20 protein-coding genes, 2 tRNA genes and 1 rRNA gene are annotated in these 23,503 nt (G+C 35.8%); 4 read left to right on the plus strand and 19 right to left on the minus strand.

Features of this window, described 5'->3' with window-relative positions; translation table 11 throughout:
- Positions 1–415: 415 nt before the first annotated feature.
- Entirely contained in the window at positions 416–1,588 is a 1,173-nt protein-coding gene (locus JOC34_RS19220) for an MFS transporter (protein WP_205138408.1), read from the minus strand.
- A gap of 211 nt (positions 1,589–1,799) precedes the next feature.
- Between JOC34_RS19220 and JOC34_RS19225 the strand changes: the two genes are divergently transcribed.
- The gene (locus JOC34_RS19225; RefSeq protein ID WP_205138409.1) at positions 1,800–2,708 is read left to right on the plus strand and encodes a LysR family transcriptional regulator; all 909 of its coding nucleotides are present in this window, start codon (positions 1,800–1,802) and stop codon (positions 2,706–2,708) included.
- A 214-nt stretch (positions 2,709–2,922) separates the two neighbouring features.
- On the opposite strand, the gene JOC34_RS19230 is transcribed toward JOC34_RS19225, so the two are convergent.
- From JOC34_RS19230 to groES, 7 genes are all read right to left on the minus strand, one after another.
- Positions 2,923–3,831 carry a histidine kinase dimerization/phospho-acceptor domain-containing protein gene (locus JOC34_RS19230; RefSeq protein ID WP_205138410.1) on the minus strand — a complete coding sequence of 303 codons (909 nt, stop codon included), beginning with the start codon at positions 3,829–3,831 and terminating at the stop codon, positions 2,923–2,925.
- Positions 3,832–3,851: 20 nt separating this feature from the next.
- A complete protein-coding gene (locus JOC34_RS19235; protein WP_205138411.1) occupies positions 3,852–4,601 on the minus strand; it encodes an ABC transporter permease in 750 nt (249 codons plus the stop codon).
- Complete coding sequence (locus JOC34_RS19240; protein ID WP_205138412.1) at positions 4,598–5,512, minus strand: ATP-binding cassette domain-containing protein; 915 nt, start codon at positions 5,510–5,512, stop codon at positions 4,598–4,600. Before JOC34_RS19240 ends, JOC34_RS19235 begins: the two co-directional genes overlap by 4 nt.
- A 99-nt stretch (positions 5,513–5,611) precedes the next feature.
- Positions 5,612–6,292 carry a response regulator transcription factor gene (locus tag JOC34_RS19245; protein ID WP_205138433.1) on the minus strand — a complete coding sequence of 227 codons (681 nt, stop codon included), beginning with the start codon at positions 6,290–6,292 and terminating at the stop codon, positions 5,612–5,614.
- Positions 6,293–6,937: 645 nt separating this feature from the next.
- Positions 6,938–10,510, minus strand: a complete 3,573-nt coding sequence (locus tag JOC34_RS19250; protein WP_205138413.1) for a hypothetical protein — start codon at positions 10,508–10,510, stop codon at positions 6,938–6,940.
- A gap of 575 nt (positions 10,511–11,085) precedes the next feature.
- A complete protein-coding gene (gene groL / locus JOC34_RS19255) occupies positions 11,086–12,720 on the minus strand; it encodes a chaperonin GroEL (protein ID WP_205138414.1) in 1,635 nt (544 codons plus the stop codon).
- A gap of 65 nt (positions 12,721–12,785) precedes the next feature.
- Positions 12,786–13,070, minus strand: a complete 285-nt coding sequence (gene groES, locus JOC34_RS19260) for a co-chaperone GroES (RefSeq protein WP_205138415.1) — start codon at positions 13,068–13,070, stop codon at positions 12,786–12,788.
- A 412-nt stretch (positions 13,071–13,482) separates the two neighbouring features.
- Between groES and JOC34_RS19265 the strand changes: the two genes are divergently transcribed.
- The gene (locus JOC34_RS19265; protein WP_205138416.1) at positions 13,483–14,190 is read left to right on the plus strand and encodes a CPBP family intramembrane glutamic endopeptidase; all 708 of its coding nucleotides are present in this window, start codon (positions 13,483–13,485) and stop codon (positions 14,188–14,190) included.
- 3 nt (positions 14,191–14,193) lie between these two features.
- Positions 14,194–14,388: a YdiK family protein gene (locus JOC34_RS19270; protein ID WP_239544592.1), complete on the plus strand. Its 195-nt coding sequence runs from the start codon at positions 14,194–14,196 to the stop codon at positions 14,386–14,388.
- A gap of 19 nt (positions 14,389–14,407) precedes the next feature.
- On the opposite strand, the gene JOC34_RS19275 is transcribed toward JOC34_RS19270, so the two are convergent.
- The 3 genes from JOC34_RS19275 to moaC all read right to left on the minus strand — a co-directional run bounded on the left by JOC34_RS19275 (position 14,408) and on the right by moaC (position 16,896).
- On the minus strand, positions 14,408–15,424 hold the full coding sequence (locus JOC34_RS19275) for a hypothetical protein (RefSeq protein WP_205138417.1): 1,017 nt from the start codon (positions 15,422–15,424) through the stop codon (positions 14,408–14,410).
- 247 nt (positions 15,425–15,671) lie between these two features.
- Complete coding sequence (locus JOC34_RS19280; protein ID WP_205138418.1) at positions 15,672–16,307, minus strand: redox-sensing transcriptional repressor Rex; 636 nt, start codon at positions 16,305–16,307, stop codon at positions 15,672–15,674.
- A gap of 94 nt (positions 16,308–16,401) precedes the next feature.
- Complete coding sequence (moaC, locus tag JOC34_RS19285; RefSeq protein ID WP_205138419.1) at positions 16,402–16,896, minus strand: cyclic pyranopterin monophosphate synthase MoaC; 495 nt, start codon at positions 16,894–16,896, stop codon at positions 16,402–16,404.
- A gap of 132 nt (positions 16,897–17,028) precedes the next feature.
- Between moaC and JOC34_RS19290 the strand changes: the two genes are divergently transcribed.
- Positions 17,029–18,933 carry an ABC-F family ATP-binding cassette domain-containing protein gene (locus JOC34_RS19290; RefSeq protein WP_205138420.1) on the plus strand — a complete coding sequence of 635 codons (1,905 nt, stop codon included), beginning with the start codon at positions 17,029–17,031 and terminating at the stop codon, positions 18,931–18,933.
- 369 nt (positions 18,934–19,302) lie between these two features.
- Here the strand turns inward: JOC34_RS19290 and tsaD are convergent, their stop codons facing one another.
- From tsaD to rrf, 8 genes are all read right to left on the minus strand, one after another.
- Positions 19,303–20,313: a tRNA (adenosine(37)-N6)-threonylcarbamoyltransferase complex transferase subunit TsaD gene (tsaD, locus tag JOC34_RS19295; protein WP_205138421.1), complete on the minus strand. Its 1,011-nt coding sequence runs from the start codon at positions 20,311–20,313 to the stop codon at positions 19,303–19,305.
- A complete protein-coding gene (gene rimI / locus JOC34_RS19300; RefSeq protein WP_205138422.1) occupies positions 20,310–20,756 on the minus strand; it encodes a ribosomal protein S18-alanine N-acetyltransferase in 447 nt (148 codons plus the stop codon). Before rimI ends, tsaD begins: the two co-directional genes overlap by 4 nt.
- Entirely contained in the window at positions 20,749–21,456 is a 708-nt protein-coding gene (gene tsaB, locus JOC34_RS19305) for a tRNA (adenosine(37)-N6)-threonylcarbamoyltransferase complex dimerization subunit type 1 TsaB (protein WP_205138423.1), read from the minus strand. The genes rimI and tsaB overlap by 8 nt, the downstream gene beginning before the upstream one ends.
- Before the next feature lie 12 nt (positions 21,457–21,468).
- Positions 21,469–21,924 (minus strand): tRNA (adenosine(37)-N6)-threonylcarbamoyltransferase complex ATPase subunit type 1 TsaE, encoded by a 456-nt coding sequence (tsaE, locus tag JOC34_RS19310; protein ID WP_205138424.1) that lies wholly within the window; start codon positions 21,922–21,924, stop codon positions 21,469–21,471.
- A gap of 8 nt (positions 21,925–21,932) precedes the next feature.
- Entirely contained in the window at positions 21,933–22,898 is a 966-nt protein-coding gene (gene thiL / locus JOC34_RS19315) for a thiamine-phosphate kinase (protein ID WP_205138425.1), read from the minus strand.
- Between the two features lie 161 nt (positions 22,899–23,059).
- A tRNA-Asp gene (locus JOC34_RS19320) sits at positions 23,060–23,136 on the minus strand.
- A 137-nt stretch (positions 23,137–23,273) separates the two neighbouring features.
- Positions 23,274–23,350, minus strand: a tRNA-Met gene (locus JOC34_RS19325).
- Between the two features lie 58 nt (positions 23,351–23,408).
- Positions 23,409–23,503: ribosomal RNA gene (gene rrf / locus JOC34_RS19330) — 5S ribosomal RNA — on the minus strand; the annotation flags it as partial.

A 23,503-nucleotide genomic window follows, 5' to 3' on the forward strand; every position in this document is an offset into this window, starting at 1 on the left:
CTTATCCAGCAAAGTTTTCCCCTATGAAAACACACATCAAACTCAGATTAACACAATATGGAGAAGGAAACACCGCGTTTTTTCATTTTTCTTTTTTTGGTGGTTCGTTCGAGAATGAAAATGACATTGCCTCAAATAGAATCAACTATGCAGCGTATGTAAGAAGGTGAAATGAATAAAATTAATATCCAGTAATCATGCTTAACGATAAAAAATAAGTCCATTTCAAATTCTATAAAAGAAATGGACCCTATGTTTATCTGCTTAATATTTTATTAATCTGAACCGTTAACACAACATTTTTTTCAACGAAATGTCCCAATTGCGAAAGATCGTTTCAAAGACTTTATTGAAGAAAAGGTTACATTATGAAGTTCAACTCTTCATTCAAGCATCACATTAGTTTAAGTTTTCCTTAACTAGCAAGTTCATTTGTTTCATGTCTATACAGATAATTTCTAAGTGAAATACATATAAAACCTAACACCAATGAAAGAATACCTACTAGGATCATATATTCTGTACCCATTTTTGCGATAATGAGTCCACCTATTGCAGATCCAATCGTTGTACCTAAATTAGTAGAGGTTAAAAATAATCCATTAGCGAAATCTGGAGCTTTGGGGGCTGCAGACATAATCCAATATTGATTAATATTTGCCCCAATACCTCCAAATACACCCCAGACTAAAGTAATAATAGCCATAGGTACAGCAAACTCACCCACAAAGAAAAAAATAATATAAATAGCTGTTAATACAATAGGAAAGATGAAGACTGTACGGGTTGGATATTCGGTAAGTAACCTTCCCGCGATCATATTTCCAATAATATTAGCTAATCCGTAAACGAATAATAGAATACTAATTATATTTAACGACATATTGGTTACAACCTCTAAATATTCAGCAAGATAACTATATACCCCAAAAATAGCAGCGTTTAGGAAAATAACTGCCAAGATAGAAAGCCATGTAATTCCATGTGTTAGGATCTTTAGCTGGGAACCATAGGAAAGACTTTCCTTAACAGGCATGGAGGGTACAAATAGGAAGGTTGCAATAAATGTAAAAACATTTACGATAGCAAAAAATGACATCGCTATTTCCAGGGAAACCGTATTTGCAATAAAACTTACCACAGGGACGCCTAGCACCATACCTGCTGATACCCCTATAAATACTTTAGAGATTGCTTTTGGTGCTTCCTTTTTGCTAACAGAAGTAGCGGCCACGGATAAAGCGATGGAGACATATACAGGATGAAAGAAGGCTGGTATAACACGAGCAAGTAAAGCAACGGTAAAATGAGTTGTAAAGATGGAAATAACATTCCCTATAATGAAAATGAACAGTACGAGCAACATTACTTTTTTTCGATTTACACTAGAAAATACTAATGGCAGCGTTGGTCCAGCAATGGCAACAGCTAACGCAAAAAGACTAACCATTAGACCAACTGTAGAGATACTGACACCAAAATGATCCGCTAGAGAAGGGAGTATACCAATTACCCCCATTTCAGTATTTATAATACCGAAGACACCAACTGTTAAAATAAAAATAAGCAATCTTTTAGAGTTTTTCATAAAATATGGTCCACTTCCTTTGATAATCAGTTCAGATATTCATTCTAATTTTTCTCCAATTGGCGTGATAACATCTTTATTTTGACTACTGCTTACTATTAATTCTACCGGGATTCACATATATAGCAAATACCTATATCTTATATCTTGATATGCTTGATAAGCATTTCTTGAGTATATATGCTACAACATGATTAAGGAGGCGTTATAAATGGAACTTAGAGTATTGCGATATTTCCTTACTGTTGCAAGAGAAGGAAGCATTACAAGAGCTGCTGACTTTTTGCATGTGACACAGCCAACTGTGTCAAGACAATTAAAAGAACTAGAACAAAAGTTAGGTAAAAATCTATTTACTCGCAGTAGTCACAACATCATTCTCACAGATGAAGGAATGCTCTTGCGAAAGAGAGCAGAAGAAATCGTTGATATGGTAGATAAATTAGAGGCAGAATTTGGTTCCATGGAAGAAACAATCAGTGGTGATGTTTACATTGGTGGTGGGGAAACGGACGCCATGAAACAGATTGCACGGGTAATAAAAGCTTTACGATTGAGTTTTCCAAATATACGTTATCACCTCTACAGTGGCAACGAAGATGATGTGACGGAACGTCTGGACAAGGGATTGCTTGACTTCGGCATATTAATTCATCCAGCTAATTTGTCAAAATACAATTATATCAATATCCCAGAAAAAGATGTTTGGGGCGTTGTTATGAGGAAAGATAGTCCTCTTGCTTTCAAAGATACCATTCAAGCAGTAGATGTATTAAATGTTCCTCTAATCTGTTCGCGGCAGGCTATGAAACAGACTTTTTCTAAAAATGAATTTGCGGATTGGTTTGGTGAAGACTTTGATAAATTAAACATCGTGACTACATACAATCTGGCATTTAACGCCGCCATTATGGTTGAAGAGGGCATTGGTTATGCAATAACCCTTGATAAAATAGTGAATACGTCTAGTGATAGCAACCTTTGTTTCAGACCGCTAGAGCCAAGACTTGAATCTGGCTTAAATATTGTTTGGAAAAAGCATCAGGTTTTTTCTGCGGCTGCTGATAAGTTTTTAAAAGAGATTCAGGCGAAGGTTTCTAATTCTCTATCAGATGTTTAGGAAAATCAGGTAAACCTATTTTGTTTTTTTAGGATGGGGGTTTTTACTGCCCCGCCGACTGCGATTAAAAAACCACCTCTCCATTTTTGTGAGAAGTGGTTATTTCTATACAAATTAATTATAAACTAGACAGCTTCACAAAAGCTGAATTATACCATTCCTGGCGTGTTTTAAGCTGCTCTTTTGCGTTGTGTTGAATTGTGAATTGCTAGCTCTAATCCCACTTCCTAAAAAATACATCAATCCTAAATTCATTTTTGTGAATATCAGAAACTACTTTTCCACCTTGTTTGTGGATTAGCTGTTGAACAATGTGTAATCCTAACCCAATTTGTCCACCAGATCGACTAGCATCCAATCTATACGTTCGGTCAAAAATGCGATGAAGGGCGGATTGATCAAGCCCATCCACGTCATTTATCACGCTTAATTGAACATATTCATCTTGTACCATTAAGTTAATTGTTACATAGCTTTTGGCATAACGTAACGCATTTTGAATGATGTTGATTACAATTCGATTTGTCGCTTTCAGGTCAGCCAAAATAGGGGATATGTTACTCTCATCCATATGTATCTTAAGCTTACTTTTCTCAAAATCATCGTAGAACATTAACATTGCTTCTACAACAATTTGATCCAGAAACTGCTGTTCCATGATCACTTGATTGTCGGATGAGTTTATTTGTGAAAGCTCATAGAATAAATCGACCATCATGGTGAGGTTGTCAATTTTCTTTTGAATAATAGACAAGGATTCTTTCTTTTCTTCTTCAGATAAAGCCGGATCCGTTAACAATTCTGAAAACCCCTTAATTGATGTCAAAGGGGTTCTCAAATCATGTGAGATATTTGTAATCTCTTGTTTTAATTCTTTTTCTCTCTTTTCTTTATGTTGCTGATCCCCCTTGAATAAATAAATAAGCCGGTTGATTTTCGTGATAAAATGATTCAGAGGTTTACTATGCGTATTTGTACGAACCAATTCATTTGTACCAAAGTTTTCTATAATTTCTTCCAACTGGTTTGTCATTTTTTTTATATCCCAATAAAAACCGAGGAGCATCCCGATACTAATCAATAACAGTACAATCAATAGTGTGATAATCAACCAGCTATTCACTTCATTCATCCTTTCTCTAATCAATCAATATATTGTTTGGCAAATTTTCTCGCTCCAATTAGTAAACAAATTACCGAGATAACGATACCAGTTATCCAGTAACGAAATTCAAATTGAGTTGATTGGTCCATGAAGCTCATTAGGTTTTCATTAAACTGTGTACTGGGAGCATATTGATATAGTTCATCTAATCCTGAAATCGGTCTAAGAATCAGTCGTAACAAATCACCAGAAAAAACAAAAAAGAACAGTAACATGATAATGATATAGACCTCGCCGGCTTTCATCATTTTCATCGCGTGGATCATAAAAAAACCACTAAGCACAATTGGCAACATATTAAAGCTTGCGATTAGAAAATTGCTAACTGATTGTTCTTCTTTAACAAAGAGATTCTCACCCAATCCAATCATTAAAAGTAAACCAACCACACATATCACCAGAAAATAACTCAAAGTTAAGATCAGCTTTGACCAAAAAATCGTATTTCTAGAAATACCAAAAGATATAGATTGTTTGATTAAGGACATGTCCTTGCCTGTTAGTGCTAAATTAAAGAGAAAAGCAATGATTAGAATTAGTATGCTACTGCCAATGACATTTGAATAGAAAAATAGACTTGTTGCATAAGGGAAATTTGGCTCATGCTGTCCAAAATAATACAAGGTAGCTGCTGAAAAAATAATTAACAATAAGCAAATTAAACTCGTTATATGAAGCCCTTTTTTACGAAATAAACGGTAGTTTTCACTTTTTATATAATTAATCATTTTTCACTCTCCCCCACTAATCCTAAGAAATATTCTTCCAAATTCAATGCTTCTATACGAAACTCCATTACTAACACACCATTGTCAACTAAAAGGCGATTAATTTCGCCACCTTCTTCTATATGGTTTTGAATGGTTATGATATTATCCGGTAGGGTTTTATATTCTATATCCGCATATGTTTGTTCTAATAATCGCGCTGTTTTTGCTGGATCATCGACTTTCAGCTGAATTTGCTTTCTACTTTTATCATCTAAGGATTCTTTACTTAAATCATCGACAATGACACCGTTCTCGATAAACATAAAACGTTTTGCTAGCAATTGTAGTTCCGTTAAAATATGGTTGGAGACTAAAATCGTTATTTGTTTTTCTTGATTTAGTTTCAATAATAATTTGCGAATTTCCATAATACCTTCTGCATCTAAACCATTAATTGGCTCATCCAGCACTAAACAGTCTGGATTTCCTAAGAGGCAAAGAGCTATGCCTAATCTCTGTTTCATTCCCATCGAATATTCCTTAAAGCGCTTCCGCTTTTGATTAGCTAAACCAACAATTTGCAGCACCTCAGCAATGCGTTTCTTCTCAACCACACCCCGCTGAATTCGAAAGTATTCCAAGTTTTGGGTTGCAGTAAAATCAGGAAAAAATGCTGGTGTCTCTATCATAAAACCAATTCTTTTCTTAGTTTGTGCCATTTCCTTGCCAGATTTACCAAATAAGTAAATATCCCCTGAAGTCGGCATTAATTGTCCGGCAAGCATTTTTAAAAACGTTGATTTCCCAGCACCATTTTTACCAATTAAAGCACAAATTTCCCCTTTTCTTAATGAGAAATCAAGGGGTTTGATAACTTCCTCTGCTTTAAATGTTTTTGTCAATTGATAAGTTTGAATAATCGTATTCATTTTATTGACTCCTTCGCTAAGTGTCTTGATATATATATATAGTTTAGCTTAGGTGTCTTTAATTTCCTTTAAGCAAAACATAAAGAAATCGTAAAGAGATTAAATCAGCATAAAGCCTACTCCCCAAATCGTTTTTATATACGCATCATCAGTGACCTCTGCAATTTTTTTGCGAATATTTGAGACATGTACACTAATTGTATTGTCATCACCCACATAGGGCCCTGTCCATATTTTTTCATAAATCTTTCTCTTAGAAAAAGCGTGCTCTGGATGACTGATAAATAAAGATAGAATAACAAATTCCGCATTTGTTAACTGCAACTCATTGTTTTCTAAAGTAACAGATTGTTTTTTTGGATTAATTTTTAACCCACGCCATGCTATCTCTGCCGTTTGTGATGAATGAACACTTGATTTACGTAATTGAACTTCTACCCTAGCCACAACTTCTTGTTGATTAAACGGCTTGGTTATATAATCATCTGCACCCATTTTTAATGCTTGAACTTTATCTTCTATATCCATTTTGGCTGAGACTACAATAATTGGAATCATACTCTTTTCCCTAATTTTGCTTATGAACGCCTCCCCGCTTATTCCAGGTAACATCAAGTCCAATATAATTAAATCATATGTACTATTTTGCAATTGTAATATACCTTCCGTACCAGAATAAGCTGGAACAGAAACCATGCCTGATTTTGTTATAATCATGTTCAATAACTTATTAATTTCTTGATCGTCTTCAATTACTAAAACCCTTTTCCCTTCAAACATAATCGTCACCTGCCTTTGAAAAGCATTATCGTTATGTATTATTATCTCTTTTCTTACATTTTTGTCTAAGTCTAATATTATCATATAAAGAGCTTTACCATCCTTATGATAAGATTTATTTTATGATAAAAATAGGGTATTCTTTATATAGAAGATCATAATATAATAAAATTATAAATTGAGATAAAAAAACGAGGTCCGCCACTACGGCAAACCTCGTTTTATTAATAGTAGTTAGACTTACATCATGCCAGGCGTGTTGTGAGCCGTTTTTTTGTGTTGTGTCGGATTGTGAAATGGCTTTGAATCAATGGTTTGAGTGTCTCTAAATAAGTTTAATTGCGTGTGATTGTGTAGGTTTGTTTATTCCTGTTACCTTTTTGTTACTTTTTTATCCTATCATAATTAATTAACTTTCAATACATATCTATAATTGTCATTATGTATGTATTTTGCGCATAGCGAATTGCAACTCGTATAGCACACGTTTGCCCCATACGACATCTATCCTAACGGAAGGGGAAAACAAAAGTCCAAGATACCGTTAGTCTGTAATTTCCTTAAACGTCCAAGAAGCTAAACTAGCACCATTTGATAAATATTTGCCAAAGTTAGAAGATTACATGTTCGATGAATAAAGCCTCTCTAAGTAAAGTATATGTGCCTAAATTGATTAAAACTAATAACTTCAAATGGATAGTCTTTAAAAAAGGAGCGAATATTTTTATTAGTCAAAAAGTACCCTTTTATTAAAAATTCCTCATTAAATCCAAGGTGATTCATTATTTCTTTGGCATTTTTTTCAAAATACTCAATTCTCCTTGTGAATTGTTTTGCCTTAGCCTTTCGGTTTAAAAAGTATTTACTTTGATCACCTAGTGAGTCTTTCATAGTTTGACTTAATCTCATATATTTAACTTCAAATAGTAGAATTTCTTTTTTCTCTTTATTAATTACAATCAAGTCATAATCCCCAAGGTCTCTGGGATGATTCCCTTTTGTATCAAGCTTGTATAATTCCTTGTCAACATATACATCATGAATATCTGTATTAAATAATGGTGATAAATCTTCCACTATTTTATCTTCATAATGATTTTTCCATTTATCCACTGCTTCTGTTGTTTTTTCTAATTCGATATTATACGGTAAAATAAAATTCATCATACCTTGAAACCAGCTTTGTTGTAATTCATATAAAGAAACTGGCGTATAAATCATCCTATTGCCAATAAATAATATAGGCTGGGCTGATATTTTATTTTTTCTTTTTTTCTTTTCCCAAATCGGTATTACTCCGTTAGCATCTGGAATTTTATCAATATTTATAGTTAAAAATTCTATAACTTTATAGAATTCTTCTACAAATAAATCCGTTTCTTGAATAAAAACATTAGCTAAACAATTTATTGGGGCTTCAACAACATTATTTTTTATTACCACTTCTTCATGCTCTGAAAGCTCATTTACTATCGAATTTGAGTAGAGAAATACCAATGTAGTAGCTAAAGACTTTAAGGATATACCTGTCTCACTCTGAAAATTTTTCTCAATTACATCCATCATTTTTTTATCAATCTCATTATCTCTATTTGAATAATCTCCATAAGTATATCTTAAGTCCATTAACAACTTACCATCTTCTAAATATTTTTCAGTCTCTTCTATTTCGATAACATAGTCTTCTCGTATCTCCAACTGATTCCATCCTATAGCCCCATAATTAACAGCGTCAGACATCGATTGAAAATCCAAAATCCACTTAGCATAAGCTATCATTTCATCAATTTGTCTCCAGCCAGGTGTATTATTAGATGTCTTTTCACAAATCAAATTCTCTTCTATTAAGTATTCAAGCACTAGCTTGTATGTTTTTGATTCTTCACGTAATTTAATCGCTTCTCTTCTAAGCGTATACAATATCTCATCTTGCAAATGATTAGACAAGGTAAATTCATCCAGTCTTTTTTTATGAACCCTTATTTGAAAAAGTATAGCAGAATAGCAATTTAGTAATTGTTTATGGAGTTCAGTTGTATTAAACTCTCTAATTTTTTCTACTAAATCAGTTCGAATTTTATTTCTGAATTGTCTTACAGTCCCTACAATCTCTGATTCATCATATATTTTAGGCTCTAACCCTATTTGTTGTATTATTTTAGACATCAATTTTCTAACACTTTTGAAAGCAGATAACTTTGGAGGGAAAAATGTAAATTGTGGTTCTATAAAATAAGGTACCTCAAACTGACTAATTGAAGATGTTCTTTTATTGTTATCACTATTTTTGAATTCCTTTATTAAATGATCTATACAATTAAAACTAGCCCCTTCTAAAAAGCTAAGTAGTAAATTGTTTTCAAAAAACATTGTCTTACTTGAATAATTATCTGCAAATATTCTCTCCCAATATGGTTTAATTAATAATATTTGGCTATTTTTATCTGTATTAATAACTACTTTTTTACAGTACTCAGTTTCAATAATTAATTCATTTCCTGCGTTTTTTAATAATATACTCTCTGACACTAGGTTAATTTCTAAAAGGGATTTATTAAACAATGATAGAATCAGTTCATAATGTTTTGCAAATCCATTTATTATAATCTCATGAAATGAAGTTATTGTTTCAAGTGTTTTTTCATCAATATCTTCAATTATAAAATAAAGTTCTTGATAAACTAAATATTTACCTATTGACTTAAATATATCAGCGGAGCCTGTTCCGGATTTCGAATTCAATGACAGTTCGGATTTTCCGCTTTTTATAGGGTTCCAAAAATGGATATTTGAAAATGCATCACTCATATTAAATGGATAAAATTCCATTTCTTCTTTAAACAGCCCAATAGTTCTTTCTACTGACTCATACGGCGGTACAACTATTTGAGGTTCAGTAGCTCCTTCATTAATCGTCCTAGCCATATCTCTCCATACTTGAAAATAAGAAGTTATTCCTGAAAAGTTCATTACTTTATCTTGATTTGTTTTATAGAACAAAATAAAATCAACTATTTCCTCTAAATCATTTGCAAAGTTTATTATTCCCATTAAACCTTTTGCATCTAGATACATATCATCACCATAAGAAAACATCATCATTTTACTTACATTTGGTGAAAGTCCTACAGTATTTACTTTTTGAATAATAATATTCATGTCATCTTTAAATTCAATCCCTTGAATATTTCGATCATTTGAAAGGCCTCCAAAAGCATAACGCCTGTCTAATATTCCTTTTCTAATTAAACTTAACAATCCATCATCTATATCATCTGAGACAAAAACAACAATATTATTTCCATTCCAGATTGTAAAAGAATCTTCTATAATGGTTTCTGTTTGTAGTTCTTTATCAAAAATCATTATAGAAAAGAGATATGGACTTTTTCGATCGGATTGATATATAAAATTATTCATTATTTTTTTTATTAATGCATTCCAAACCGATTTTTTTATTGAATCATATTCTAATTTCTCTTCAACTTTCTCTAAAAACGTCTCTTTTAGTACAGGCAGAAAAACGGGATAATCTTTGGTTGGTGTGAAAAAACCATATAATTCTTCATTTTCACTTTCAAATCCTTGAAAAAACAACTTAAGTTCAGGACTTTTAAAAGAGTCAAAATTATCAAAGGTGGCATAAAAAAAGGCCTCTGGAGGACAGCAAAATTCATTAGAATATGAATAATTTTTACTATATAAATTAGAAATAATAAAGTCTTCATAATCTAAAACTTCTTGCCAAACAGATTTTAAAAAAACATCCTCTTCAACTATTTCTTCAATAAGAAAACATGCCTCATAAATATCTTCAGATCCATTCGCAATTAATATACTCTTAAATTTATTGTCTGAAAAAAATTTCACTTCTCCAGAATCACTTGTGAAATCTTCTTTGTATATTAAGAGGTCATCCATATGTTTTTTTATTTTTATGAATAAATTTTGAAAATCACTATAAGTATTAATTTTAACTTTACCTTTTTCGTTTTCAATCTCATGCAAAATTCTATTTAAGTTATCCACTATACCGATATAGCATCTATTTGGAAGCCATGATGTTATTGCATAAATTGATTTAGCCAAGGACTCTGTATCAAAATTCTTTAAGTAAGTTATTAACTCCAAATTTCTCATAATTTCACATTTCACTCCATTATTTAAATAACAACATTCAGTTATATCTCCAGATTCTAATGCATTTTTTCTAGCCATGAAGAAGATCTCCGTTATCTCGTACGATATCTATCCTAACAAGAAACTAATCAATATAGGTGGCATGTAGGCAGTTTCATACATGTACCTCCCTCGAAAAAGTAATATCTTTTTATTTCTTTATATACTAATTCTAAAAGCCCAAGAGTACCTTTTATTCAATTAATCATAATTTTTCTTAACCCTAAGGGCATATAACTTATCACCAGTAATTTCACAGGGAAATTACTGTGTAATAATCAATAAGGGGTGAGCCACCACCCTAAAAGCCCTATTACACTATTAACAATTATATCAAACTACTAACCTTTTCACATCATTTCCAATCCACTTTGTGGGGATACATACTTACCACGAAGAGTTTTTTATAATACCTTACATGCCTCCTCTATCGCACTCCCTTATTATTCCTAGTAGCGAACTTCTATAAAATCAATGTTTATGACATCAAATTTATAAAAACATTGCGCCCAGTTACGTATTATTGTTTATTCTTGTTACTTTTTCATGAAAAAACGAGGTTTGCCTTCTGGCAAACCCCGTCAAATGAAGCTTTTGTTATTGTGTTTTTAGTCTCACATCATGCCAGGCATTCCGCCCATACCGCCCATGTCAGGCATTCCGCCGCCAGCAGCGTCTTCTTCAGGAAGGTCAGCTACGACTGCTTCTGTTGTCAAGAACATTGCTGCAACAGATGCTGCGTTTTGTAGTGCGTAACGCGTAACTTTAGTTGGGTCAACGATTCCAGCTTCAACCATATCTACCCATTTGCCGTTAGCAGCGTCAAATCCTACGCCAACTGCTTCGCCTTTCAGACGTTCTACAACGATAGATCCTTCAAGACCTGCGTTGTGTGCGATCTGACGTACTGGTTCTTCAAGCGCACGTAGTACAATGCTTGCACCAGTTGCTTCGTCCCCTTCAAGTGCTAAATCTGCAACTTTACTGTAAACATTAACTAGTGCAGTACCACCACCAGAAACGATTCCTTCTTCAACAGCCGCACGTGTTGAGTTTAGTGCGTCTTCAATACGAAGTTTACGCTCTTTTAGTTCTGTTTCTGTTGCAGCACCAACTTTGATTACTGCTACACCGCCAGCTAATTTAGCAAGACGTTCTTGTAGTTTTTCTTTATCAAATTCTGAAGTCGTTTCTTCAGCTTGTGCACGAATTTGTGCTACTCTTGCTGAAATTGCTTCAGGATTACCTGATCCTTCTACAATGGTTGTATTTTCTTTTGATACAACCACTTTAGAAGCACGGCCTAATTGTTCTACTGTAGTGCTTTTCAAATCTAAACCAAGGTCTTCTGTAATTACTTCTGCACCAGTAAGTGTCGCGATGTCTTCAAGCATTGCTTTACGACGATCACCGAATCCAGGTGCTTTCACAGCTACTGCGTTAAATGTTCCACGGAGTTTGTTAACAACTAATGTTGCCAATGCTTCGCCTTCAACATCTTCAGCAATTAATAGAAGTGGTTTACCTTGTTGAACAACTTGTTCTAATACTGGTAATACTTCTTGGATGTTACCAATCTTTTTATCTGTAATTAGGATATATGGATCTTCCAGTACTGCTTCCATTTTATCCTGGTCAGTAACCATGTATGGTGAGGCATAGCCACGATCAAACTGCATTCCTTCAACAACTTCTAGTTCTGTGTTAAAGCCTTTTGACTCTTCAATCGTAATTACACCGTCATTACCAACACGTTCCATTGATTCTGAAATCAAAGTACCTACTTCTTCATCGCCGGATGAAACAGCGGCTACCTGAGAAATCGATTCTTTGTCTTCAATTGATTTTGAGATGGTTTTCAATTCTTTTACAGCTGCTTCAACAGCCTTTTCAATTCCGCGACGGATACCAACTGGGTTTGCACCAGAAGTAACGTTTTTCAATCCTTCGCGAATCATTGCCTGTGCAAGTACTGTAGCAGTGGTTGTACCATCACCAGCAACATCATTTGTTTTTGATGCAACTTCAGATACAAGCTGTGCTCCCATATTTTCAAAACGATCTTCTAATTCAATTTCTTTAGCAATCGTTACACCATCATTTGTAATAAGCGGTGAACCGAATTTTTTATCTAAAACAACGTTACGACCTTTTGGCCCTAAAGTTACTTTAACAGCGTTTGCAAGTGTATCCACACCATTTAGTAATGAACGACGTGCTTCTTCACTAAATTTAATTTCTTTAGCCATATAAAATTCCTCCTTATGATCATGTACCAGTCTATTTTATTCTATGCTTTACTAGTCACCGACACTTAGCCGATTGTAGCTAAAATATCACTTTCACGAAGAATTAAGTATTCTGTACCTTCGTATTTCACTTCAGTACCTGCAAATTTGGAGAAGATAATAGAATCGCCTTCTGCAACTTCAAGTGCTACTTTTTCTCCATTTTCTGTAACTCGTCCTGAACCAACTGCAACTACTTTGCCTTCTTGCGGTTTTTCTTTTGCCGAATCTGGAAGTACAATACCGCTTGCAGTCTTTTCCTCTTGCTCAACAAGCTCGATTACAACACGATCTCCTAGTGGTTTAATCATGTAGATAGCCTCCTTAATTCCATTTCAGTTTTATTTTATTAGCACTCTAACCTTCCGAGTGCTAATCCCACTTATTATAATAAATAATTCCAGCTAAAAATGCAAGCAATGTCTGCTATTTTTTTATTTATTTTTTAGCAATTAAGAAAAACATGCCTCTTCTTTCCCCATAAATGGATAAAGGAATGCTATCTGTGCATTGCTTGCAGACAAAAAAGACTTTTCCGCTGAGCCAATGCCAAGTTTTCTAATTTCTCCCACATTAACCATACTATTATATTCAGCGCCTAAAGTATGATAAAATACGACATATGATGTAAATAGATGTTGTAAATAGTCCTGCTAGATATTACATACACTATACAAACTTGAACTGCGATAAATTGTATGTGCAAAAAGGAGACGTTTTATTTTGACAAAAAGATATTGGTGGGTGATTATTACCTATATCATTATGCAATTTTCGTCCATATTGGTTCTACCAATAGCGAAAATGTATTCGTTAGACCGTTTGGAAGTCATGCACCTTGCTATTAATTGGTCTATTTATAGCTTTATTATTGGTTTGATTATTGTCCTGTTTTTAATGAAACCGGACATGAAAATGGAAAGTAGATCTGATGCTGCGTCTGTTTCGCAGGCTGTTTCATGGTCTATAATCGGCGTTTTTATGGCATTTGCCTCCCAAGCCATTGCTGGATTAATTGAGACCCATTTACTTGGCATCACCCAGGGTTCCGAAAACACGGAAAATATCATGAATATTACGCTTACTACACCATTATTCATGATCATTCCAATGATTATCGCGCCTATTTTAGAAGAGGTTATTTTCCGGAAAATAATCTTTGGATCTCTTTATAAACGATTTAATTTCTTCGTTTCCGCGCTACTATCCGCATTTGTATTTGGAATTATCCACGGGGAGCCACAGCATATCCTAATATACGCTGGGATGGGATTTGTATTCGCGTTTTTATATGTCAAAACAAAACGTATCATCGTACCGATTGTTGTCCATATGGCTATGAACTCCACCACTGTTCTTGCCCTATACTTTTCCCCGGAGGATTTGGAGCAGCAATTGAAAGAAATGCAAATGATTTTATTTGGGGGTTAACAATTGAGAATCTCATCTTTAATGATGGCAATCATCTATTTTATCATGGGGATTGCTTTCATATTTATGGCTATTCGCAGTGCTGATGATACCGTATGGAATACCATTACAATCCTGCTAGCAGTGGTTGCCACTTTCGACTTCATTGTAGGGTTCCGGCTGATATCCAGCCACTTTTCAGGGAAGAAAAAGAAGTAGCTCATCGGCTACTTCTTTTTTATTTCACTTGTTTAAATTTATCAAACCATTCATCCTTATCGTCAATCGTTTCATCTAACAAGGTATACCGGATTACAAATAAGTCACCATCCTGAACAAAGGCACGACCAATCTCTTCCTGGTCAAATTCAATATCATCATCTTTGATCGAAAAGTCATATAGACCTTCCTTATCCGTGACATCTTTTTTATTAAAATCAAATTTTCCTGTAACCAGTTCTGTTAGGTTTTCCTCCATGGCATCAATAAATCCTTCAGCACCGATTAATTCCTCGCCATTCTCAACGTAATGAAGTGCCAATGAATCTTGTTTTTCATCCATACCAGTAAATTCTGCAATACCTTCCCCATCTGCTTCCTGATAGTCAACAAGCACCCAGTCTTCACCGAAAGGCATTTCCAGGTCTGTAAGTATATCGGCATACTCACCTTCCATAGCTACTTCCCCATCTGCTTCAGCAGGTTCTTCCATTACTTCTCCATCTTCATCTAAAGCAGTCTGTTCTGTTACATCCGTGTTAAAAACCTTCCATACGCCGTCATCCGGTTTTAAGGTATGTACACCTTCAATTTCGTTATTCTGATAATCAGGTCCATCAATTTTTACTGATTTTTGTGTGAAACTGACGGTTGCTTCGTCTTCTGATTTGTCCTCAACGTTTAAGTTAGATATATCCACATCTAATTCATACACATCCATTTGATCCATGAGATCTTTGGTCGAGTCATATGCTGGGGAGTCAGGATGAATGGTTTCCATATATGCGTCAATATCCTTCTCCTGCATTGTTTGAATATTTGTCTCTAACATATCAAACAATTCCTCATCCTCTGGGACCGCACTTTCCTCTTCTTCGGCTTCATCATCAGCCACTGCTTTTTCATCAGCAACTTCTTTTACCTCATTCTTATCTTTATCTTCTGGTTCCTCGGCGTCAGATTTTTCTGAACAACCTACTATAAAAATACTAAACATTAATACAAAGATAATACCAAAAATCGTTTTTTTGTTCATGCAAAACTTCCTTCCCTTTATTTTTTTATTAAAATGATTCTTTAAAAAAGTAAATCAAATATCATCATACATGATGTCTCCTAACAAAGACAGATGCCCAAAGAACTATTTAGTTACCCTTAAACAATACTTTATACCTAAAAATCACATTTATGTATTACCTCTATCCCAGGTGAAAAATATCTAAAGGTTGATTCTTTAGAAGAAAACAAAAAAGGAAGGCTATAATCAGCCTCCCATACAATATTTATATGTTATCCAGTGGATAATGTTTCAAGAAGTATACAAGTGCCTGCAGTTCAACGGCCAAATCAATGTGATGAACACGGATGTGATCTGGTACTGTAATTCTTGCTGGCGTAAAATTAAGAATTCCCGCTATCCCTTTATTGACCAGCTTTTCGGTAATCACATCTGCCTCTGTTGCCGGCACCGTTAAAATTGCAACCTTGACATCACCTAATTTCTCTTCTAAATCATCAATATGATAAAGAGACACCCCTGCAATATCATTTTTTACTTTTTCCGGATCTGCATCAAAGGCCATCTTGATTCGGATATTGTTGTTCTTCATAAAATTATAATGTAAAAATGCTGTTCCAAGGTTCCCTACACCAATTAAAGCGACATCCGTCACTTCATCCTGATCCAATGTTTTGCGGAAAAAGTCGAGTAAATAGTCTACATTGTAGCCATAGCCTTTTTTGCCTAATGCACCAAAATAAGAAAAATCCCTCCGGATGGTGGCAGAATCAACCTTCACCGCTTCACTAAGTTCCTTTGAAGACACACGTGACTTTCCTTGGTGATTTAAGTTGTTTAAAAATCGGTAATATAATGGCAAGCGCTTCGCTGTTGCCTGTGGAATTTTATTTTGTTCCATTATTACGCTCCTTTTCGTTTAGAAAACTTGGCTTATCATCAAGCCTTGAGGCGAATTGCCTTTATTGTCACTTATACACTTGGCATATAGTTTTTTACTGCCCCGCCAAATTTCGATAAAAGCCTCCCGATTTGCCACCTTTTTTCTCTAACAAATAGGTTTGACCGATGATCATTGCTTTGTCAATTGCTTTACACATATCATATATCGTTAATGCGGTTGCAGATGCTGCAGTCAATGCTTCCATTTCTACACCAGTGCTTCCTTTTGTTTTTACAAACGATTCTATTTGTAATTCATAGGTTTCATCCTCAACAAGCCATTCAAAGGCAATGTCGATTCCTTTTAGTTGTAATGGATGACACATCGGAATCCAATCCGACGTTTTCTTAGCTGCCATAATCCCAGCTACTTGGGCAACAGCAAGCACATCGCCTTTTTTTATTTGATTTGTCGTTATTTTTTCATAGATTTCTTTTGAAACGTGAACACTGGATCTAGCAATCGCTGTTCGCTCCGTTTCCTTCTTCTCGCCAATATCTATCATTCTTGCCCTACCTTGCTCATTAAAGTGCGTAAAATCAGACATAAGCTCATCTCCACATTATAATAATCTAACTCTATTTTAGCAGATATATGGAAATAAGTCGTGACTTGTTTCACAATAGTATTGCCTGCTTCATTCATGATACGATACACTAATATAGATGAGGTGACAGAAATGATATTAATGCAATTAAACGGACTTTCAAAATCCTTTGGCGCAGAGGAAATTTTAGCAAATATAAAAATCGAAGTAAAAGATAATGACCGCATTGCTATCGTTGGAAGAAACGGTGCAGGTAAGTCAACATTATTAAAAATAATGGCTGGAGAACTTTCTCATGACGAGGGAGAATTTTTCAAACCAAAAGGTCTTTCATATGGATATTTATCCCAGCATATGTCCTTAGAATCCGGTAAAACGATTTGGGCTGAAATGTTAGAAGTATTTCGGCATTTAATTGTGCAGGAACAGGAACTCCGTGTATTAGAAAAACAGATGGAACAATCTGCTGATGAAAAAGTATTACATGATTATGATAAGCTGCAACAGGCCTTTCAGACTGGTGGTGGATATAGGTATGAAGCAGATATTAAGGCTGTACTGACTGGTCTAAACTTCCATCATTTTGACTATGAAACACCAATCAGCGACTTAAGTGGCGGACAAAAAACACGGTTGGCATTGGGCAAGCTATTATTGACAAAGCCGCAGTTGCTCTTATTGGATGAACCGACAAACCACTTGGATATCGATACCCTTTCCTGGCTGGAAAATTATTTAAACAGCTATCCTGGAGCAGTTGTCATCGTATCTCATGACCGTTATTTCTTAGATAAAACAGTCAACCTCGTTTATGAAATTTCACGTCATAAAACGAAAAAATATCATGGCAGCTATAGTAAATTTCTCGATCAAAAAGCATTGGATTACGAGCAAGATTTAAAGGAATTTGAAAAACAACAAACAGAAATAAAAAATATGGAAGACTTTGTACAACGTAATATTGTTCGCGCATCAACAACGAAACGTGCCCAAAGCCGTAGGAAACAGCTGCAAAAGATGGACAAGCTGGATAAGCCATTGGGTGATGAATCGTCTGCCTCCTTTTCCTTTCAGGTAAACAAAAGAAGTGGAAATGATGTGTTAAAGATAGCTCAGCTTGCTTTTCAATATGAAGAGGAGACTGAAGCCTTGTTTAAACAAGTAAACCTTCATGCAAATCGTGGGGAACGGATTGCATTAGTCGGTCCAAATGGTGTCGGTAAAACGACTTTATTAAAAGTAATCCTCGACAAATTGCAGCCGCTCTCTGGAAATATCCAGCTAGGAACAAATGTTCAAATCGGTTATTATGATCAGGAACAAGCTGATTTAACATCTACAAAAACAGTGCTCATGGAATTATGGGATGAATATCCGACTGTTAATGAAAGAGATATTCGCACGGTATTAGGGAACTTCTTGTTTTCTGGTGACGATGTGTTAAAACAAGTCCATGCTTTAAGTGGTGGCGAAAAATCCCGACTTGCCTTAGCCAAGTTGATGATGCAAAAGGCAAATCTGCTTATCTTAGATGAACCGACCAACCATTTGGATATTGATAGTAAAGAAGTGTTAGAGGCGGCACTAATTGATTTCCCAGGAACAATTATCTTTGTATCTCATGACCGTTATTTCATCAATAAGATTACGGATCAGGTCGCGGAAATGCAACGTGATGGGATAACCATTTACCTTGGGGATTATGATTATTATGTAGAGAAAAAAGAAGAAGAAGCAGAAATCGCTCGCCTTGAACAAACGACGGAAACGGTACAAAAAACAGATGAACGGAAACTCAGCTTTAAAGAAGAAAAACAGCGACAGAGCGAAATTCGAAAAACACAGCGCCGTATCACAGAGTTAGAGGAATTAATTGAAGCGCAGGAACTGGAAATAGAAAAACTCGAAGAAAAAATGACGGAGCCTGAAGTATACCAAGATCATGAAAAGGCACTGGAACTAACCAATCAGACGAGCGAGATCAAGCAACAGATTGAGCAATTAATCGAAGAATGGACAGCATTACAGGAAGATTAAAAACAAGCCTGGGATTTATTTCCCGGGCTTGTTCTATATGATCGAGTGATATTTGTATAATAATTAGCTAATTTAAATAATTCAATCATGTGGACAACCTGTTTATTCGCCCGTTTAATGATAAACAAAACATTCATGGAAAAATAGTTCGGCACTGTGTCTTCTACTTTTTATTTTAAAAAGGAGTTATTCAGGTAATCCACAACGTTGTACACATTAAAACGGCTTTAATTCGGGTTATTAACAAACTTATTCACAGTATCCACAAAAATAATTCAAGTTATCAACAGACATTATCCACACCTTAACACTTTATAAAATATGTTTTCGTAAAATATACCCACAGGGCTGTGAATAACCTGTTAATAACTATTTTAATAGTAGAGAAGCATTTGCATTTAAATCCAGTGATGAACGTCTCCCTTGTTCATAGGCAATCGTCCCTGCAGCAGCAATCATTGCCGCGTTGTCTGTGCACAAATGTAGTGGCGGAATCAACAATGGTATATCTACCTGTTTAAACGCTGTTTCAAGTGATGCTCTTAACCCTTTATTAGCTGCTACACCACCAGCTACAATAACTTGTTTCACCTGATATTGTTTTGCCGCCCGTAACGTTTTACTTGTTAACACTTCAACAACACTTTCCTGGAAGCTCGCAGCAACATCTTCATCCTTTAGCACTTCGCCACGCTGTTTCGCATTGTGGATTTTGTTAATAACAGCTGACTTTAATCCACTAAAACTAAAATCGTAGCTACCTTCTTCTAACCAGGCACGTGGAAAAGCGATATTGGCTTCCCCAACAGCCGCTAATCGATCAATATGCGGGCCGCCGGGATAGGGCAGGTTCAACATCCGTGCAACCTTATCATATGCCTCTCCGGCCGCGTCATCGCGTGTTTCACCAATGACTTCATAGTTGCCATGGTCTTTCATTAAAACAAGCTCTGTGTGGCCCCCTGAGACGATTAAAGCAAGAAGGGGAAATTGAAAGTCTTCTTCCAAACGATTAGCATAGATATGGCCCGCGATATGATGAACACCGACAAGTGGCTTCTGTTTAGCGAAAGCCAAAGCCTTTGCGGCATTCACACCAATGAGCAAAGCCCCAACAAGTCCCGGTCCTTCTGTTACAGCGATTGCATCGATCTCGTCCCAGCTCAGTTGGCTGTCACGAACAGCTTCTTCCAACACCATGGTTATTTGTTCCACATGGTGTCGTGAAGCAATCTCTGGAACAACCCCCCCAAACCGTTTATGGCTATCGATTTGTGATGCAACGACATTGGAAACAATCTCTGTTCCATTTCTAACAACTGCTACTGCTGTTTCATCACAGCTTGTTTCTATTCCTAATATATTTATATCCTTTGTCATAAACTCACCCACATCACTACAGCATCTTCCTGATTGTCTGTATAATAATTTTTCCGTATTCCACCAGGGACCAGACCAAATTTCCGGTACATATTCTGTGCAACAATATTAGATTCCCTTACCTCTAATGACAATCGTATCGTTCTCATCAATATTGCTTGCTGAATCGCATATGCGAAAAGTCTTTCCCCCAGTTTACGTCCGCGGAATAAAGGTAAAACTGCAATATTCGTGATTTGTGCTTCATCAATCACGATCCACATACCAACATATCCAATGATTTGCTTGTCCAATTCCATTACGAAATAATGTGCATGCTGGTTATCCACAATTTCCTGATAGAAAATATCCGTTGTCCATGGTGTTACAAAGGTTGCACGTTCCACATGCATCACTCGATCAACATCAGCAATCTCCATCCGTCTGATTACTAATTCACCCATTTTGCTGTTTTTCCTTTTGCGCTTGTCTCCAATTCGCCTCTGCCTCTGCCAAACGCAAATAATTTGGTGTTAATGTATGCGTTTCACCAGGTTCCTTGTCCAATCCCGCTAAAGCAAGATTTGCAGGTCTTGCTAGGTGATAAGGCCCCTCTGGTATCTTTGCCAGATCTCCTAAAGCATCGACAATCGCTTCTTGATGTATGGCTATATCTGGACTTAGAAAGAGCACTTCTTTTCCTTCTTCAGCCAGTTTTTCCAAAGCATCCACCATCAGCATGTTTTTCTCTTCATAAACACTTGTTAACTGATCAGCCTGCCACTGATACACGCCTGTAAACACCAATCCGCGTCGTGCATCAAAAAAGGGACAAATCAAACCATTAAAGAATTTTCCCTGATATGCGAGCACTTCCAGGCTTGATACACCTACAACCGGAATATTTAATGCCCACGCTAACGATTTTGCAGTTGTAATACCAATTCGGACACCGGTATAAGATCCAGGTCCCTTTGCTACTACAATTTTATTCAGTTGGTCTGGCGTCATGTCAACTTCATTCATTAGCTTCTCAATTGCTGGCATTAATCTGACAGAATGATTCTTTGCTAAGTTTGTAACAACCTCACCAATTACCTGGTTATCTTTTAATAATGCGACACCTAATAATTGATTGGAAGTATCAATCGCAAGTATATTCATCTTTTTGATCTCCTAACCCTTTAGTTCATTAACAACCCATTCAAAATGCTTGCTTGTTGCACTAAACGTTAAATTTCTTGTATGTTCATCTACATACGTAATATTAATATTTAACCGGTCCTCCGGTAAATAATCTTCGATAAACTGCGCCCACTCAACAACAGCTATCCCATCTCCATTAAAATACTCCGAAAACCCAATATCTTCATCCGAATTTTCCAATCGATAAACATCCATATGATAGAAAGGAATCTCGCCTTCATACTCTTTCACAATCGTAAAGGTAGGGCTACTCACTGTACGCTCCACACCAAGCCCTTTTGCTATTCCTTTAGCGAATGTTGTTTTACCTGCACCCAGATCGCCTTCCAATGTAAGCACGTCACCAGGTCTTAGATTAGTTGCTAATTCCTCAGCTAGTTTTATTGTCTCCTGAGCAGTTTGTGTTTTAATTTGTTGTTCATGCATCGTCTCACCTACTTAAGATGGGAATATCCCCATTTTTTTAATTTCCGCAGTACATTATCTTTATTTAAAAATACTTGTCCATTATTTTTATCGCTGGAAACATACCCTATTTTAGTCAGCCTTGTATTTGTTTGTACAGCTATATCTTTCACTGCCTGCCAATCATCTTGATGGACTGTTCCCAACAACTCAAAGTCTTCTCCACCAAAATACTTCCACTCATGCTTTAATTGTTCCGGAAATTGATGATAGGAAGCACTGACTGGAACTAAATGATCATATATTACCATATTTACTTGAGACGCAACAGCAATTTCAGCCGCTTCGTTCGCAATACCATCACTAATATCATTTAGTGCAACACGTTTTAATTCAGCTAAACATCCAGCAAAGTTTAAACGTGGGGAAGGCATGCGGTGTCTTTCAATGTAATAATCTGCATCATGATAATCTTCCCTATGGGTTAATACATGCAACCCAGCCCGCGCGTCACCCAAGGTTCCGGTAACAAATACGATATCATCAGCCCTCGCAGCATCACGGTAACGTGCTTTTCCTTTTTCCACATAACCAATTACAGTGATGGCAATAGATAACTCAGCTCCAGATACCGTATCCCCACCAATTAGATCCACATGGTAACGATCAGCCATAACTTTCATTCCGCTAAAAATTTGCTTTAGCCCTGTTTCTGACCAATCTTTCGGAATAACAATCGACACAAGGTAAAAGGCAGGTGAAGCTCCCATTGCAGCTATATCACTGAGATTCGCTGCTAGAGCACGATAACCAATATGAAACGACTCCATTGTATCCTTCGTAAAATGAATACCATCTACAAACGTATCCACTGCAGTGACAATATCTTTTACTGGCTGCCTAAAAACCGCTGCATCATCGCCTATACCTTTTAACAATGACTTTTGCTTGTAGGAATGCTGTGTAATCGAATCTATAAATGTGAATTCATCCATTGATTAATCACCATTTTCTATTTTACTACATTTAATGATAGCAAAAAGCCTGGATAAATGGAAAGCATTCAATTATTTTATGATGGGTAATATAGTTATTTTGAACATAAAAAAACACACGATTTAATAATCCTGTGTGAGTATGTATTCTTTTTAAAAAATGGCGGTCTGGACGGGACTCGAACCCGCGACCTCCTGCGTGACAGGCAGGCATTCTAACCAACTGAACTACCAGACCATTATTAATTATTCTTCAAAATTACTGATCTTTCAACTGGCATAGAATTATTAATTATTATTCGTTGCAATAAGTTGAAATAATTTGGTTGCACTTTACAGTACCACTTATCTTTCAACATAGATCGTTGAAAAAATTGGTTGCGGGGGTAGGATTCGAACCTACGACCTTTGGGTTATGAGCCCAACGAGCTGCCAGACTGCTCCACCCCGCGATATAAGAAAATATTCAATTGGTACATGCCTTGATCCAATGAAAGTGAAAACTTTCATGCCTGGCGACGTCCTACTCTTGCAGGGGCAAAGCCCCAACTACCATCGGCGCTGAAGAGCTTAACTGCTGTGTTCGGTATGGGAACAGGTGTGAC

This window comes from Virgibacillus halotolerans, from assembly GCF_016908515.1.
In the GTDB taxonomy this organism is placed as follows: domain Bacteria; phylum Bacillota; class Bacilli; order Bacillales; family Amphibacillaceae; genus Virgibacillus_M; species Virgibacillus_M halotolerans.